20 protein-coding genes and 1 tRNA gene are annotated in these 15,888 nt (G+C 66.5%); 9 read left to right on the top strand and 12 right to left on the bottom strand.

Going from position 1 to position 15,888, the window contains the following annotated elements:
- The coding region (locus VN856_RS13755) for a lipoprotein LpqH (protein WP_325689882.1) at nt 1-292 on the top strand (292 nt) is incomplete at its 5' end.
- A gap of 21 nt (nt 293-313) precedes the next feature.
- Here VN856_RS13755 and VN856_RS13750 read toward each other — a convergent pair.
- Nucleotides 314-454, bottom strand: a complete 141-nt coding sequence (locus tag VN856_RS13750) for a hypothetical protein (protein ID WP_325689880.1) — start codon at nt 452-454, stop codon at nt 314-316.
- 281 nt (nt 455-735) lie between these two features.
- Between VN856_RS13750 and VN856_RS13745 the strand changes: the two genes are divergently transcribed.
- Nucleotides 736-1,353 carry an MPT63 family protein gene (locus VN856_RS13745; protein WP_414686953.1) on the top strand — a complete coding sequence of 206 codons (618 nt, stop codon included), beginning with the start codon at nt 736-738 and terminating at the stop codon, nt 1,351-1,353.
- Between the two features lie 80 nt (nt 1,354-1,433).
- On the opposite strand, the gene VN856_RS13740 is transcribed toward VN856_RS13745, so the two are convergent.
- Nucleotides 1,434-2,192, bottom strand: a complete 759-nt coding sequence (locus VN856_RS13740; RefSeq protein WP_325689888.1) for a thioesterase family protein — start codon at nt 2,190-2,192, stop codon at nt 1,434-1,436.
- Between the two features lie 350 nt (nt 2,193-2,542).
- Here VN856_RS13740 and VN856_RS13735 point away from each other — a divergent pair, with 350 nt between their 5' ends.
- A complete protein-coding gene (locus VN856_RS13735) occupies nt 2,543-3,496 on the top strand; it encodes a hypothetical protein (protein WP_325689878.1) in 954 nt (317 codons plus the stop codon).
- Nucleotides 3,496-3,756, top strand: a complete 261-nt coding sequence (locus VN856_RS13730) for a hypothetical protein (RefSeq protein ID WP_325689876.1) — start codon at nt 3,496-3,498, stop codon at nt 3,754-3,756. Before VN856_RS13735 ends, VN856_RS13730 begins: the two co-directional genes overlap by 1 nt.
- A 23-nt stretch (nt 3,757-3,779) precedes the next feature.
- On the opposite strand, the gene VN856_RS13725 is transcribed toward VN856_RS13730, so the two are convergent.
- A tRNA-Leu gene (locus VN856_RS13725) sits at nt 3,780-3,865 on the bottom strand.
- 82 nt (nt 3,866-3,947) lie between these two features.
- On the opposite strand from VN856_RS13725, the gene VN856_RS13720 reads away from it, so the two are divergent.
- Nucleotides 3,948-4,337 carry a hypothetical protein gene (locus VN856_RS13720; protein WP_325689874.1) on the top strand — a complete coding sequence of 130 codons (390 nt, stop codon included), beginning with the start codon at nt 3,948-3,950 and terminating at the stop codon, nt 4,335-4,337.
- Entirely contained in the window at nt 4,334-4,660 is a 327-nt protein-coding gene (locus VN856_RS13715; RefSeq protein WP_325689872.1) for a DUF3817 domain-containing protein, read from the top strand. Before VN856_RS13720 ends, VN856_RS13715 begins: the two co-directional genes overlap by 4 nt.
- Here VN856_RS13715 and rdgB read toward each other — a convergent pair.
- Nucleotides 4,654-5,259, bottom strand: coding sequence for an RdgB/HAM1 family non-canonical purine NTP pyrophosphatase (gene rdgB / locus VN856_RS13710; RefSeq protein WP_325689886.1), 606 nt, complete (start codon nt 5,257-5,259; stop codon nt 4,654-4,656). The two genes, VN856_RS13715 and rdgB, sit on opposite strands and share 7 nt — an antisense overlap.
- 127 nt (nt 5,260-5,386) lie before the next feature.
- Here rdgB and VN856_RS13705 point away from each other — a divergent pair, with 127 nt between their 5' ends.
- Complete coding sequence (locus VN856_RS13705; protein WP_325689870.1) at nt 5,387-5,743, top strand: hypothetical protein; 357 nt, start codon at nt 5,387-5,389, stop codon at nt 5,741-5,743.
- Between the two features lies 1 nt (nt 5,744).
- Here the strand turns inward: VN856_RS13705 and rph are convergent, their stop codons facing one another.
- The 7 genes from rph to clpS form a co-directional block, all read right to left on the bottom strand.
- A complete protein-coding gene (gene rph, locus VN856_RS13700; protein WP_325689868.1) occupies nt 5,745-6,524 on the bottom strand; it encodes a ribonuclease PH in 780 nt (259 codons plus the stop codon).
- Nucleotides 6,525-6,553: 29 nt separating this feature from the next.
- A complete protein-coding gene (locus VN856_RS13695; protein ID WP_325689866.1) occupies nt 6,554-7,327 on the bottom strand; it encodes a cyclic nucleotide-degrading phosphodiesterase in 774 nt (257 codons plus the stop codon).
- 70 nt (nt 7,328-7,397) lie between these two features.
- A complete protein-coding gene (gene murI / locus VN856_RS13690) occupies nt 7,398-8,213 on the bottom strand; it encodes a glutamate racemase (RefSeq protein ID WP_325689864.1) in 816 nt (271 codons plus the stop codon).
- 10 nt (nt 8,214-8,223) lie between these two features.
- Nucleotides 8,224-8,886, bottom strand: coding sequence for a rhomboid family intramembrane serine protease (locus tag VN856_RS13685; RefSeq protein ID WP_325689862.1), 663 nt, complete (start codon nt 8,884-8,886; stop codon nt 8,224-8,226).
- Between the two features lie 42 nt (nt 8,887-8,928).
- Nucleotides 8,929-9,957, bottom strand: a complete 1,029-nt coding sequence (locus VN856_RS13680; protein ID WP_325689860.1) for a P1 family peptidase — start codon at nt 9,955-9,957, stop codon at nt 8,929-8,931.
- On the bottom strand, nt 9,957-10,526 hold the full coding sequence (locus tag VN856_RS13675; protein WP_325689858.1) for a DUF2017 domain-containing protein: 570 nt from the start codon (nt 10,524-10,526) through the stop codon (nt 9,957-9,959). Before VN856_RS13675 ends, VN856_RS13680 begins: the two co-directional genes overlap by 1 nt.
- 6 nt (nt 10,527-10,532) lie before the next feature.
- Entirely contained in the window at nt 10,533-10,835 is a 303-nt protein-coding gene (clpS, locus tag VN856_RS13670; RefSeq protein WP_325689856.1) for an ATP-dependent Clp protease adapter ClpS, read from the bottom strand.
- Between the two features lie 48 nt (nt 10,836-10,883).
- On the opposite strand from clpS, the gene VN856_RS13665 reads away from it, so the two are divergent.
- Together VN856_RS13665 and VN856_RS13660 are read left to right on the top strand one after the other, a co-directional pair.
- Nucleotides 10,884-12,227 (top strand): nicotinate phosphoribosyltransferase, encoded by a 1,344-nt coding sequence (locus VN856_RS13665; protein WP_325689854.1) that lies wholly within the window; start codon nt 10,884-10,886, stop codon nt 12,225-12,227.
- 38 nt (nt 12,228-12,265) lie between these two features.
- Complete coding sequence (locus tag VN856_RS13660; RefSeq protein WP_325689884.1) at nt 12,266-14,215, top strand: ATP-dependent DNA helicase; 1,950 nt, start codon at nt 12,266-12,268, stop codon at nt 14,213-14,215.
- Nucleotide 14,216: 1 nt separating this feature from the next.
- Here VN856_RS13660 and glgP read toward each other — a convergent pair.
- Nucleotides 14,217-15,888 (bottom strand): alpha-glucan family phosphorylase (gene glgP / locus VN856_RS13655; RefSeq protein ID WP_325689852.1); only part of this gene is annotated, 1,672 nt, incomplete at its 5' end.

The following is a 15,888-nucleotide window of genomic DNA, read 5'->3' as shown; positions in this document are numbered from 1 at the left end:
CTCGCATGCCGTCACGTGCAGCCAGGTCGACTGGTTGTTGACGGCGAACATCAGCGCCGCGCCTGCCAATGTTCGCGTGCTGCTCAAGCTGGACCCGGAAACGCCCAAGGTTGAGTCGGTCCACTTCGACAACTTCGCCGGCTTCTCCGGCGTCTCCGACTCCGGACTCGGTGAGGCGAAGATCCGTTTTGCCAAGGACACGTACACCATCACGGGTACGGCCGAAGGATCTCAGCTCAACGATCCACGCGTCTCGGTGACGGTCCCGTTCAGCATCGAAGTGGGTTGCTGAGCGACGAGCGTTGAGCAGCGGCTAGTCGGCATCTTCGTCGGGCGGCGGCTGAAACTCTTGCGCGGGAGGCGTGCGTTTCAGCCATGCTCGCAACCGGAGAAGTGGGCTGACAACGACGCCGGTGGCCAGCAAGATCAGTAGGGCGATAACTACGGCGTTCACACTCTCAATGGTGACAGGTCGGGGCGAATTACTGCGAGATCGCTGTTCTGAATTTGACGCAGTCGATACCAATACCACTGATACCGCTGTTGCAGGAGTTGCTTGAATTGCGTATGGCGATAAATTGATAATTTTCTGTTTGCCCAGCTAGTAAGGCTGAATTAGGCAAGAACCCAATCGGGTTGGGTTTGAAATGGCTGTTGGTCGGCTATTTCAACCCAGCGTGCTCTTCTGATTACGAGTTCGCGCTCGGAAAACAAAGAAACCAAGAAGGAGCCATCGTGAAGTTCACAACGACGACAATGAGGACGGCGATTGGTGCCGCGGGTATTGCCGCGGTGAGCCTCGCCGCCGCAGGAACCGCTTCGGCCGCGCCCAACATTCAGGGATTCGGCGCCAGCGAGCCTCTGATCGACGGGCCGATGGTGACCAACTACACGGTAAGCAACCTGCAGCCAAGCAACATCGTGATTCCCGGCTTCACTCCGAAGGGAACTCTGTACCAAGCTGACGTCGTCGTCCGGTCGGACGGCGGGACCGTCACACCGCAGGTGCGAGACTTCACTGCTCGCGGGCCCAACGGTCAGACCTACAAATTGATCGACAGCGTCGAGGTGCCAAACGGCCTCAACCCGGCGCCCATCGCCCAGGGCAGCGAGTCGAAGGGCACGCTGTACTTCGATGCGACTGGCGCACCGCCGAACGGCGTCGCCTACAACGACGGACTGCAGGACATCCTGATGTGGACGTCGAACATGCCGGGGACGTCGCCGAGTATGTCGGGAACCTCCCCGAACATGTCGGGAACATCGCCGACCATGCCGGGAACTTCCGCGCCTAGCGAGCCGGGCAACACCGGCCCCGCGCCGGGTGCGCTTCCCGCGCCCGCGACGACCTAGCCAGCTGTGAAATGTCTCCCCTCGCCGTGGCGAGGGGAGACATTTTCATTGATGCGCTAAACCCGCAGTGCGGCAACGCCTTACCATTGACTTGGCTTGAATGCCCCGGGAGGTTGGGCCAGAGCTAACACCGTCCCCGTTCCGATAGGGCCCGCGCTGTCGAACAGTGTCGCCGTCCCGGCCCCGACACCGTCGTTCCCGTAGTAACTCTGCGCAGCCAGTCCGATGTACTCGCCTTCGGGCAATCGGCTCATCGCCACGGTGTAATCGGCATTGATGTGCTGCAAGCCCGCCGTGCCCCAGTGCGTCAACGAACTGATGATGTCGCCGGCAACGGCCGCACGGGTGAACGGCGTGAGCGGGTGCCCTGCCACCATCGGGCGAAACATGCGCGTCCACGCGAACTTCTGCACACCAGGTTGTTCCCACTCGAGCGGAGGCATTCCTGCAGTGCCGGGCTCGGAGGTAGCACTGGCAGTCCAGATGCCGAATGGGACCTCGGCTTCGAGGATCTCAGAGTCAGCCGGCATCGGAGGCATAGCCACGGGCGCCGACCACACCTGGCCCTCGGGTTCGGCACCGCGTCGCAAGAAGAGCGCGCTGGCTCGTGCGACGACTTGACCGTTCTGCAGCAGCGCGGCGTCGACGAGTTTGATACGACGGCCCTCGCGTTGAATCGACGTCTCGATCGACACGGGTGCGATGGGCACTGGGCGCAGCAGATCAACCGTCAGTCGCGCCGGTTGAAGGTCGCCGTCGCTGTGACGATCTAATGCCCAGCCCAGTAGCCCGCCGACGATCTGACCGCCCATCGTCTGGCCCCACGGCCCACCGGTCATGGCTCCCGGCACATAAGAGTCGCCGTCGGCGGTGAAGAATGCATCCACCCGCTCATGTTAGGGAGCGGGTGGATCTCCACGGACTACCCGGCTCCGCGGCGATTCGCTTTGGTGCGGGCGGAGCGATACGCCCCCGACGATCCCGCAGTCATCGCGGCGATAGACCTTGTCCGATGGGAACTCTCGCTCGACAGTTGTTCGAGTACGACTGTATCTAATGCGGCGCATGCGGCCCGCTCAGCGGACCGCGCTCTTGCTCTAGTCACTGCGATCGATGCCCAATGGATCTCGCTAGTTCGCGCCGGTAAACCCACCGGCCGTGCTGACAATCAACCGTCTGAGGGGTCGTTATGCCGTCGAAAGCCGTTCCGATCAGCTCGGTGCCCGTTCCCGCAGCGCGCCCAGGCATGCCGACCAAGCTTCACGACGCCCGCCGCGCGTTCGCCAAGATCACGTCCGACACTCCTCGAGATGATGAGGCCGAGCGCGCCTTTCTCGCGGCCAAGATCCACGTCGTGCGGACCCACCCGCGCCTCGACCGCCACCAGCGCGCGAGCGCCTACGCGGAGCTGGTCGAACGAGTCGGCCATCAGCGGCTCCATGACGCCGAGGTGAAGGGCGGCCCGGTCCCCGGCGGTGTCGGATACGGCTTCTTCTACGACGATCCGTTCAAGCAGGGCTTCGCGCAGGGTACGTCGCTGTACTGGGAGATCGTCTGCCCGAACCCGCCGGGTGGCAACGTCAACACCTACCTGTACCTGACCGCGATGAACCGGGCGGCTGAGGGCGTCGAGGCGTTCGTCAGCTACAACGGCCAGAACGAGCCGCACTTCCGCGTGTTCGACTGGGCTCGGAGCGACCACTGGCAAACGGATCGCCCCTTCGGGACGCTGACCGACTACCTCGATTCCACGACCACCCACGGAAGGAGCTACCAGACGCTGGGGGTGTGGAACAGCACGTACCAGATCTCGGCCACCCAATGGCGCAACGAAGCGCTCCTATGGAACCGCTCGGCGAACCGCTGGGACCTGTTCTACCGCTACGACTACGCGGCGACACAGGCCGGCCAAACGGCCGGCTACACGGGGTCCTGGGGACCGATCGTCGAGACCTTCCAGCCGAACTACTACTGCACCCAGCTCCTCGGCGGGCTCTCGACGATGCTGATCACGCGATCGGAGTCCGGAGCCTGGGGCACGTGGCAACTTCTGAGCGCAACCGACAGCTGGGTGCGGACCGATAACGTTGGCTTCAACACCCTGTTCCTCGACCCCAACTACGCCCTGGTGGTGCACAGCTGATGCCAACCGAACCGCCTCCCCCGCCTGCACGTCCCGGATCGGACGCGGCTCCGGCGCCGATAGGCGACGCCCGCAACGGGTTCGCGCCGCCGGACGAACCGGCCTTGGAAGCCGAGCGCGAGGCGTTCACCCGGTCGAAGCTGGAGATCGCGCGGACCGATCCTCGCCGGTCGCCGGCCGAGCGGGAGGCCGCGGCGGCCGAGCTCGAGCGCCGGTTCGAGTCACCGCAGCCACCCGATGGGGATCCTCCGGTTGCCTAACTCGTCGTTGGTACAAAGGTAATTGGTGCGGGCGGAGGGATTCGAACCCTCACGCTCTCTCGAGCACCGGCACCTAAAGCCGGCATGTCTGCCGTTCCATCACGCCCGCAAACCCCACGAGCGTACCGCCTTCGTTTTCGCGTGAAGCCGTCCACGGCAGCCTGCTGAACGCTGCGGGGTACTTTCTAGGGGTGTCCACTACACGTCGTCGGAGACTTGCACTGATCGTGCTGGTCGCCTTCGCGGCGGGCGGCTGTCTGGCTCTGGGCTGGTGGCAGTGGACGAGGTTTCAGTCGACGTCGGGCACTTTCCAGAATCTCGGTTACGCCTTGCAGTGGCCGGCGTTCGCCGGATTCTGCGTCTACGCCTATCGCGGATTTTTCCGCTACGAGGAAGCGCGGCCGGAGCACCGGAACACCCAGACCGTCAACGAGATACCGGACGGACTGTTGCCTGAACGTCCCAAGGCCGCTCAACAGAGCTCCGACGACCCAGCGCTGCGCGAGTACAACGCCTATCTAGCCGAACTTGCCAAGGCGGACAACGACAACCAGCCAAAGCAGAACAGGACAACCGCATGACCACAGCCGGCGAGAACATCCGCACCCCCCTGCTCGCCTACCGCGTGATGGCGTGGACGACGGGTCTGTGGCTTATCGCCCTGTGCTACGAGCTTGTGGTGCACTACATCGTCAAGGTGTCGAATCCGCCGACCTGGATCGGTATCGTGCACGGCTGGGTCTATTTCGCTTACGTACTGGCGGCTTTCAACCTTGCCGTCAAGGTTCGGTGGCCGATCGTGAAGACGATCGGTGTGCTGTTGGCCGGAACGATCCCACTTCTCGGGATCATCGTTGAGCATTTCCAGACCCGAAACGTGAAGGCGCAGTTCAACCTTCAGTGATCCAGCGCGCGTAAAGCCGGCAGTAACAGCGCGAGCGCGCGACCCCGATGCGATGCCGCGTCCTTTTCCGCCGAAGTCAGCTGTGCCGCAGTGCGATCCCCGCCGTCCGCGATGAACACCGGGTCGTAGCCGAAGCCCGCATCGCCACGCGGCTCGCGAGCGATCGAGCCGGGCCACTCGCCGCGGACGACGACCTCATCCGAACCGGAGACCAGAGCGCAGGCCGAGACGAAGGCCGCGCTACGACGCTCGTCGGGCACGTCGCGCAGCTGCGCCAACAACAACGCTGTGTTGCCGGAGTCGTCGCCGTGCGTGCCCGACCACCGCGCCGACAGCACGCCGGGCATGCCGTTGAGCGCAGCCACTTCCAGCCCCGAGTCGTCGGCGACGGTCGGCAATCCCGTCGCCGCGAACCCGTCGCGAGCCTTGGCCAGAGCGTTATCCTCAAACGTTGCACCGGTTTCCGGCGCTTCGTCGAACGCAGGCACATCGTCGAGTGACACCAGCGTCAATCCTGACAGCGAGGCTGCGTCCAACACCCGCCGCAACTCGGCCAGCTTCTTGGGGTTTCGGCTGGCGACGAGCAGACGGGTCACCAGGTCATCGTAATTCAGCGCTGCACACCGCAAGCCACGCGCCGGCAGATGCCCAAAATGGGTCAAATGCCCCATGCTTTCCGCTCTCGCCCGGCGCACAATCCGTGAAAGGTGGCCGTGCGAGGCCGCCATGAGCAAGGGGCATCGCAACATGAAGACCAATCGCACCCTCGAACGGGCCATCATCGGCATGCTGCTGACCAGTGGCATCGCGGTAGGTGGGATTCAGCACGCAGGTATCGCTCAGGCCCACAAGCCCCACAACTGGTGCCCAGGGCAACCGATGAATTACCCGACGGGGCCCAACGTTGGCTACGACTGGGACATGAACATCTGCCACACCTGGTTCCGGGTGCGCAATGGGAAAGGCAATGTGCCATACAACGGCAAGCTTCCCAGCGACGTCTGGGATGGCGAAGTTCCACCGCCCGACTCCGAACCGCCGTGCGGCACAGACATGTTTACCGGCATCCCCGGTAACTGCTAGGTCAGCTTCCGAACGCCTTCTGTGGTGTGCCACCCTCGGGCAGCACGCCCGGGTACGGCAACGCCAACGCCTCGTTCTGCGCAACGAACAGCTTCTCGCAAGCACCCTGTGCGGCATCGAGCAACTTGTCCAATGTCGATCGCGGGAAGGTGGCGCCCTCGCCGGTGCCCTGCACCTCGACGAGCGTCCCGGTGTCAGTGGCTACGACGTTCATGTCCACCTCGGCGCGGGAGTCTTCCTCGTACGGCAGGTCGACGCGGACCCGACCGTCGACGACGCCCACGCTGATCGCGGCGATCGCACAGGACAGCGGCCGCGGATCCGACAGCTTGCCGGCCGCCGAGAGGTAAGTCACCGCATCAGCCAACGCGACGTACGCGCCGGTGACCGCCGCGGTCCGGGTACCGCCATCGGCTTGCAACACGTCGCAATCGATTGCAATGGTGTTCTCCCCCAACGCCGCCAGGTCGATGCAGGCGCGCAGTGACCTGCCGACCAGCCGGCTGATTTCTTGCGTGCGCCCGGACGGCCGACCCTTCACGGATTCGCGGTCGCTGCGAGTGTGGGTGGCCGACGGCAGCATCGCGTATTCGGCGGTAAGCCAACCCAAGCCTGATCCCTTACGCCAGCGGGGCACGCCCTCGGTAACGCTTGCCGTGCACAGCACCTTGGTCTGGCCGAATTCGATCACTACCGAACCTGCCGGGTGGGAGGTGAACCCGCGGGTGATGACAACCGGTCGAAGTTCGTCGTCGAGGCGGCCGTCTTCTCGTTTTGACACGCCGCCAACCCTAGCGTGCGGTCAGCCGCTCAGGAGCGCCCAACGTTGAATGTCTCGCCGCACACCACCGCGTGCACCGGGCCGCCGAATTCGGCTTTGGCCTCGCTGATCACGTCCTCCCGCGAGGTCCACGGCGGGATGTGGGTCAACAACAACTCGCCCACCCCGGCGGCGGTCGCGATGCGCCCGGCCTCGGTTCCGGACAGGTGCAGGCTGGGCGGGCGGTCAGGCGCATGCGTCCACGACGCTTCACAGAGGAAGACGTCGGCACCGCGGGCCAGGTCGACCACGGCGTCGCAGTAGCCGGTGTCGCCGCTGTAGACGAACGACGCGCCGGCCGGATTGGTGATCCGCATGCCGTAGGACTCGGTCGGGTGGCACACCAGCCGGGGCAAGACGTTGAGCGCGCCAATTGTCACTGCCTCGCTGTCGACCCAGTGATGCACGTCGAAAATATCCGAGCAGTCGTCGATCTCGCCCCCGAATGGCGACGACGCTGCGCCGAGGCGCGACCAGGTGTCGCTCGGGCCGTACAACAACGCCTTCCCTTTGGGCGGCGACGGATGGTAGCGGCGCCAGACGAACAGCCCCGGCATGTCAAGGCAATGATCGGCGTGCAGGTGCGAGAGCAAAACGTGCACCGAGCCCGGATCGGCGTGCCGCTGCAGCGCGCCGAGCACGCCTCCACCAAAGTCGATCACCAAGGGCGGCGTGTCCGGAGCCCTGAGCAGATAACCGGATGCCGGCGAATCCGGGCCAACGACGCTCCCGGAGCAGCCCAGCACGGTAATTCGCACGGTCACTACTGTGCCATGCCCGGTCGCACGATGGAGAAAACATCGCTGCATTGGGTGATCAGAATCATCCCCATACCTAGGAAACGTGTGTGTGCCGGACGGGTTCAACGCCGGTGACCGCTGGGCCTAAGAATCGGGCCGCAAGTTTGGTGAATGCCTCGGGATCGCCCGTGGCTTCGAACACTCGGGTGGAGGGCGGAGCGTCGTGCGGTCGCAACAGATCCCGCTCCGTCAGCACACGAAGCAGCTCTTTCGCCGTCTCCTCCGCGCTGGATACCAGCGTGACCGCGTCGCCCATCGCCAGCTGGATCAGCCCGGACAGCAACGGGTAGTGAGTACAGCCGAGCACCAGCGTGTCCACGTCAGCGCGCTGAAGCGGCTCGAGATACCCCTCGGCCAAGCCGAGCACCTGACGGCCGCTGGTGATGCCGCGCTCGACGAAGTCGACGAACCGCGGGCAGGCCACGGCGGTGATCTCGGTGTCACGGGCGGCGGCAAAGGCGTCCTGGTAGGCGCCGGAGGCGACCGTGGCCTGGGTACCGATCACGCCGATGCGACCGTTGCGAGTGGTGGCAACGGCGCGGCGGACCGCGGGCAGGATCACCTCGACCACCGGCACGTCATAGCGTTCGCGGGCATCGTGCAGGCAGGCCGACGACGCCGAGTTGCAGGCGATCACCAATGCCTTCACGCCGCGGTCGACGAGGTCGTCACCGATAGCCAGGGCGTGCGCGCGGATCTCGGGAATTGTCAGCGGACCGTAGGGGCCGTTGCCGGTGTCGCCGACATAGGTGATGTCCTCGTCGGGCAACTGGTCGATGATCGCCCGCGCGACCGTCAACCCGCCCACGCCGGAGTCGAACACCCCAATGGGCGCCAGTGCGTTACTCATGTCAGCTCAATTATTGACCGGACCGCTGCGGCCCTTTGCGGCGACGCTCGCGAGCATGGCGTTCGGGGCTGGATAACAAGTACGCCGCCAGCACGCCGGCGATGCCGCCGCAGAGGTGGCCCTGCCAGGACACTCCACCGCAGACGTTGAGCACTGGCACGGCGCCCCACAGAACTCCGCCGTACACAACAAGCACCACCAGCCCGATGACGATCTGCCAGGCCGAACGGGTGAAGAACCCGAACACCAGCAGGAAGGTCAGCCAGCCGAAGATCAGCCCGGAGGCGCCGATGTGGTCAGTCTCGCCGCAGGGCGATCCCAAGTTGCCGATCAGCCAGGTGCCGAGCCCACCAACGATCCACACGATCGCCGTCGCCCAGAGGAATCTCGACAGACCGGCCAATGTCACCAGAAAACCCAGCACCAGCGCCGGCCCGGTGTTCGCGGCCAGGTGCGCCCAGTTCGCGTGCAGCAGCGGGGCGAACAGAATCCCCCACAGCCCGTCGGTTTCCAGTGGGCGGATGCCGTTGTCGTCGAACCGGTGCCCGTTGAGCTGATCGAACGCCTCGACGATGTACAGCAGCGCCACGAAGCTGATGATGGTGGCCCCGCCGACCAGCATCGGCGAACGCTTCTTCGGCTGCCGCGCCGATGTGTGAGTCTGGCTTGTCATCGCTGTAGCTGCCTTTCCACAGCAACCCCCGCTTCGTCCAAGCTACCGGCGTTGCTCGAATGCGCCAGGCAACAGGCCCCGGTAGGTCGGTATGTCGGCCACGGCGTCGGCGGCGATCACCGCTTCGATCACCGCGCGCGCCAGGCAGTCGGCTGCTGCCACACCCACGGCGCTGGCCAGGGCGGTTTCCGGCGAGAATGCGGCCGGCACGTCGGCCGGTGACGCCACCTCGATGGCGCCGGTGGCCAGCGCGAACACCGTATCGCCGTCAACCGGGGTGTGCGCTGGCCGGATGCTGCGGGCAAGCCCGTCGTGAGCAGTGCTCGCGACGTGCCGGCAGGCCGCTGGGCTCAGCGCGGCATCGGTCGCGACCACCGCGATGGTTGTGTTCAGCGAGCGCAGCGGTGATTCGAGCTCGGCGAGGGCGGCGACTTGCGCGTCGGGGGGCGCCGTCAGACCGAGCTCTGCGACCAGGTAGCTCAGCCACGGCAAGCCGGTGCTGTGGTCGACGACGTTGCCGGCGGAGTTCACCACGACCAGCGCCCCGACGGTCACCCCGGACGGCAGTGTGGTCGACGCAGTCCCGACGCCGCCTTTGAGCACACCCGCGCACGCCCCCACCCCAGCGCCGACCGTGCCGACGGCCACATCGGTTCCAGCCGTCTGGCAGGCGCCGTAGCCGAAGTCGGCGGTGGGCCGATTGGCCCAGGCGCCCACCTCGAGATCGAAGATCACCGCTGCCGGCACGATCGGCACGACTCCACCGGTCATCGCCACGCCGCGCTCGTGCTCTTCCAGCCAGCGCATCACCCCGTCGGCGGCGGCCAACCCGTAGGCACTGCCACCGGCGATCAGCACCGCGTCGACGTAGCGCACGCTGTTGGCCGGGTCCAGCAGATCGGTTTCCCGAGTGCCGGGCGCCCCGCCCCGAACGTCGACGGCGCCGACGGTGCCGGGCGGCGTCAGGACGACGGTGACCCCAGTCGCCCAGCCCGCACCCATCGTCGCGTCCGGGTCCAGCCGGTGATAGTCGCCGACCAGGATTCCGGCGACGTCGGTGATCGCGTTCATCACGACCCCATCAGCGCCAGCACCAGATACTCCTGCAGCACGGTCAGCCACTGGTAGACGTCGAGGTGCGGGGCCATTGGGTGGTCGTCGGGCAGGCGATCCGGGCCGTTGGGGCGGATGTCGAGCATGGTGCCCAGGGCCAGGCGCAGATCGTTGACGGCCGCGATCCACGCGTTTGCCACGTCCTCGGTCAGCTCGAGCTTGCCACCGTCATTGGGAAGTGTGTCCAGTAGTTGTTGTGCCGCAATGCGTTTAGCGTCAATGATCGAGGGCTCATGCAGGCTGCGCAAGGCGGCGTTCAGGCTGTCGGTGGCCTCAGCCGAGGCATCGTCCGGCTTGGAGAAATCGGGCAGCAGCCGCTGCAGAGTCACGTTGTCCGGCGGCGCGGAGTTGCCGGTCTTCATGCCGGTGATTTGTTCGAGTTCGTCATGCGGAGAAGCCGATTCGCGCTCTTCGAGCAGTCCGATCATCGAGGCGACCAGATTCTTCAGTAACGCCGCCTCGTGCGCGTCCAAAGCGGACCGAAATCGGGCGCCGTCGGCGGTCTCAACCCGCTTCCACTTACGCACTCGATCTCAGTGATCCTGCTGCATGGTGGCCCATAGCCCTGCCGCGTGCAGCTTCGTCACGTCGACCTCCATGGCTTCCCGGCTGCCCGCCGACACCACGGCCTTACCTTCGTTGTGGACTTGCAGCATCAGCTTCGTCGCGTGCGGCTCGCTGTAGCCGAACAGCTTCTGGAAGACGTACGTCACGTAGTTCATCAAGTTGACCGGATCGTCCCACACGATGGTCACCCAGGGGGCTGCCGTGGCTTCAACCGAGTCGGCTTCCCGCTGCCCAGTCGTTCCCGGCTTTGTCGGGGCTGACGCAACCATGGGTGCCAGGATACCGAGCCGCGTTCGCGCAACCGATACCGTTGCGGCGTGAACAACTCGGTTTACGCCGGGCTGCTGACCGACAGGTACGAGTTGACCATGCTGTCGGCGGCGCTGCGCGACGGCACCGCGCACCGCCGGGCCACGTTCGAGCTGTTCGCTCGTCGGTTGCCGGACGGACGCCGATACGGCGTGGTGGCCGGGACAGGACGGTTCCTGGAGACGTTGCCCGAGTTCAGGTTCGACGACGTGGCGTGCGAATCGTTGGCGGAGTTCCTCGATGTGGACACCGTGGCTTACCTGCGCGATTTTCGGTTCAGCGGCGATGTCGACGGGTACGCCGAGGGTGAGCTGTATTTCCCTGGCTCGCCGGTGCTTTCGGTAACCGGCAGCTTCGCTGAATGTGTAGTGCTCGAGACGCTGGCGCTGTCGATTTTCAACCATGACACTGCCGTTGCGTCAGCGGCTGCGCGCATGGTCAGCGCCGCTCAAGGTCGGCCGATCATGGACATGGGCTCGCGCCGCACCCACGAGCGTGCCGCCGTCGCCGCTGCGCGCGCCGCCTACGTCGCGGGATTCGCCGCGACATCCAACCTCGAGGCTCACCGCCGCTACGGCGTACCTACCGAGGGCACTAGCGCGCATGCCTTCATGCTGCTTTACGACGGCCGCGACGGACCCGACGAGCCGGGCGCGTTCGCGGCACAGGTCGCTGCCCTGGGCACCGGCACCACGCTCCTGGTCGACACCTACGACGTGACGACCGGCGTGGCCAACGCGGTGGCGGCCGCCGGCACCGAACTCGGCGCGGTACGCATCGACTCCGGCGATCTGGGCGTGCTGGCCCGCCAGGTCCGCGACCAGCTCGATCGGCTCGGGGCCACCCGAACCCGCATCGTGGTCTCCGGCGATCTCGACGAATTCGCCGTCGCCGGCTTGCGAGCCGAGCCGGTGGACAGCTACGGGATCGGCACCTCGCTAGTCACCGGTTCCGGCGCGCCCACCGCGAACATGGTCTACAAGCTCGTCGAAGTCGACGGCGTACCGGTTGAGAAACGCAGCGTCCGCAAGGAATCCCACGGCGGCCGCAAAGAGGCGCTGCGGCTGTCCCGTGCGACAGGCACGATCACCGAGGAGATTGTGCATCCGATCGGCGAACCGCCGCAGCAGGCGCAGAGCACCGAGCCATCGCGGGTGCTGACGATTCCGTTGGTGCGCAGCGGCACGACGGTGATCGACCTGGGCCCTGAAGCGCTGGGCGTGGCACGCAAGCTGGTGGCATCGGGCTTGCGAAGCTTGCCGTGGGAGGGTCTGATGTTGTCGCACGGCGACCCGGCCATCCCCACCACCCAGATCCCGGCCCGACGCCCACCGACCGACACGCAGGAGTAGCCACGACCGACGACGCGCCATCGCCGACCACGCAGCTACTGGCCACTGCGGTGGCGGCACTGGGCGGCAGCGAACGCAGCGGTCAGCTGGAGATGGCCGACGCGGTCGCCCGCGCCTTCGAAACCGGCGAGCATCTGGCCGTACAAGCGGGCACCGGCACCGGAAAGTCGTTGGCGTACTTGGTTCCGGCGATCAACCGGGCGGTGTCCGACGACGCCCCGGTCGTGGTGTCGACCGCGACGATCGCCCTGCAGCGCCAACTGGTCAATCGCGACCTGCCCCAGCTCGTCGACGCGCTCAGCGATGCGTTACCCCGCGAGCCCCGCTTCGCCTTGCTGAAGGGCCGACAGAATTACCTGTGCCTCAACAAGATTCACAGCGGCGCCGCAGCCGATGCCGATGGCGAACCTCAGGAACTCTTCTCGCCGCAGGCAGCCACCGCGTTGGGCCGCGACGTGCAGCGGCTCACCGCCTGGGCGTCGACGACGGAGTCCGGCGACCGCGACGACCTCAAGCCCGGCGTGGCCGACCGGTCGTGGACGCAGGTCAGCGTGTCCGCTCGCGAATGCCTTGGCATGGCCCGCTGCCCGTTCGGCACCGAATGCTTCGCCGAAAAAGCCCGCGCCTTCGCCGGTCAGGCCGACGTCGTCGTCACCAACCACGCGCTGCTGGCCATCGACGCCGTCGCCGACTCGACTGTGCTACCCGAACATCAGCTGCTCATCGTCGACGAGGCGCACGACCTGGTGGACCGGGTGACCGCGGTGGCCACCGGCGAACTGTCGGCCACCGCGCTCGGCGTCGCCTCCCGACGCACGGCCAGGCTGGTCGAACCGGAGCTCATGCAGCGCTGGGAACGGGCATCCGCCAACTTCACCGCGGCCATCCAGGACGCGTCGGCCGGTCGCATCGACCACCTGGACGACGAACTCACCACCCACCTCGCGGCGCTGCGGGACGCGGCCACCGCCGCGCGCTCCTCCATCGATACGGCGCCCACCGACCCCAAGGCCGCCTCGGCGCGGGCCGAGGCGGTCGCCAGCCTCGCCGAGATCGCTGACACCGCAACGCGCATCCTGGTGTCCTTCGGGCCGGCGATCCCGGACCGCACCGACGTGGTCTGGCTGGACCACGAGGACAACCGCGGGTCGAAGAGAACCGTGCTGCGGGTGGCGCCGTTGTCGGTGTCCGGACTGCTGCGTACCCGGTTGTTCGCCGACTCGACGGCGGTGTTGACCTCGGCGACGCTGACCGTCGGCGGCTCGTTCGACGCGATGGCCAAATCCTGGGGGCTCGCTGATACCGAAATGCCTTGGCGCGGAATCGACGTCGGGTCGCCGTTCCAGCACGGCAAAGCCGGAATCCTCTACGTCGCAGCCCATCTGCCGCCGCCGGGCCGCGAGGGCACCGGCTCGGCCGAGCAGTTGACCGAGATCGCCGAACTCGTCACCGCGGCGGGCGGACGCACGCTCGGGCTGTTCTCGTCGATGCGGGCCGCACGCGCGGCCGCTGAGGCGATGTCCGAACGGCTGTCGACGCCGGTGCTGTGCCAAGGCGACGACAGCACCCCGACGCTCGTCGAGCAGTTCGCCGCCGACCCGGCGACGTCGCTGTTCGGCACGTTGTCGCTGTGGCAGGGCGTCGATGTCCCCGGCCCCTCGTTGTCGTTGGTCATCATCGACCGCATCCCGTTCCCGCGGCCCGACGATCCGCTGCTGTCCGCCCGGCAGCGGGCGGTCGCCGCCGCCGGGGGCAACGGTTTCATGGCCGTTGCGGCCAGTCACGCCGCGCTGCTGCTGGCCCAGGGCGCCGGACGGCTACTGCGCGGCATCGACGACCGAGGGGTCGTCGCAGTGCTGGACTCGAGGATGGCCACCGCCCGCTACGGCGGCTATCTGCGCGCCTCGCTGCCGCCGTTCTGGGCGACCACCGATGCCGCGGCCGTGCGCGCCGCGCTGACCCGGTTGCGGAGCGCAGGCGACGCCTAGATCAGGCGAGCGTGACCAAACCCAACTCGGCCGCCGAGGCCAGCATCGGGTTATTCGGCAGCACCCGCACGGTGTAGCCGACCGAGCCGGCGACCGGCAATGGCGTCGTCGTCGAGAAGATGTGGTCGCCGCCGGCCGCGGTGCCGGTGTAGGGCATGTCGACGGTGACCGGATCCACCAGCGCGTCGCCGGTGTCCACCCTGCCGACCACTGCCTGGACCGTGACCTCGTCGGGCCGCAGCCCGGCCAACTGCACGGTCGCGGTCAGGGTGAGCTTCGATCCAAGCACCGGAGAGTCCGGCAGCCCGGTGCTGTCGACGTCGGTGACGCGAATGTGCGGCCATTCCTTGAATGCCCGTCGGCGATAGTCGGCCAGTTCGCGGGCCGGGTCGAACGCCGCCTGCCCGTCGTCGTCAAAGGTCACCGTCCTGCGCAATGACTCCGCAGCCGGCAGATAGTAGCCCTCGGTGTAATCGCGAACCATCCTGGAGGCCAACACTTTCGGGCCGAGCGTCTGCAACGTGTGGCGCACCATCTCGATCCACCGACGCGGAGTTCCGTGCTCGTCGCGCTCGTAGAACCTCGGCGCCACCGACTTCTGCAACAGGTCGTAGAGCGCGGCCGCCTCCAGGTCGTCGCGACGCTCCTCGTCGGCGACACCGGAGGCCGACGGTATCGCCCAACCGTTCTGGCCGTCGTACCACTCGTCCCACCACCCGTCGAGGATCGACAGGTTCAGCCCGCCGTTCAGCGCGCTCTTCATTCCCGAAGTGCCGCAAGCCTCTAACGGCCGCAGCGGGTTGTTCAGCCAGACATCGCAGCCCCAATACAGCAGCCGGGCCATCGACATGTCGTAGTCGGGCAGGAATGCGATCCGGTGGCGCACTTCCGGGCGGTCGGCGAACTGCACCACCTGCTGGATCAGCGCCTTGCCGCCGTCGTCGGCGGGGTGGGACTTGCCGGCGACGATCAGCTGGATCGGCTTTTCCTCGTTGAGTAGCAGCTGTTCCAGCCGGTGCGGGTCGCGCAGCATCAGCGTCAGACGCTTGTACGTCGGTACGCGGCGGGCGAACCCGATGGTCAGCACGTTCGGGTCGAACGCCGTTGAAATCCAACCCAATTCGCCCTCGGGTGCACCACGTTCCAGCCAAGAACGGTGCAGCCGCGCCCGGACATCGTCGACCAGCAGTGCCCGTAGTTGCGATCGGATCCACCACAGATGACCCGCGTCGACCTCGTTGACCCGCAGCCAGACGCCGGGGTCGCCGAACGAGTCGGACCCGAGCAGTTCCTGGCCCAGCTGCAGCCATTGCGGCGCCGCCCAGGTGCGGGCATGAACGCCGTTGGTGATCGATCCGATCGGCACCTCGTCCGCGTCGAAACCCGGCCACAGTTCGTTGAACATGGCCCGGCTCACCTCGCCGTGCAACAGCGAAACACCGTTGGCGCGCTGGGCAAGTCGCAGGCCCATGTGGGCCATGTTGAATTTCTCCGGATCGTCCTCGGCGCCCAGCGCCAGGATCCTGGCGACCGGCACACCGGGCAGCAACACCGAACCGGCGGCGATGCCGGCGGCGTCTGCGGAGTGGCCGGCGAAATACCGCTGCACCATCTCCAGCGGGAACCGGTCGATCCCGGCGGGCACCGGGGTGTGGGTGGTGAACACCGTGCTG

This window comes from Mycobacterium sp. (assembly GCF_035603715.1).
GTDB lineage: Bacteria > Actinomycetota > Actinomycetes > Mycobacteriales > Mycobacteriaceae > Mycobacterium.
Note: the sequence above shows the minus strand (reverse complement) of the source record. Positions and strands in the feature narration are given on the sequence as shown.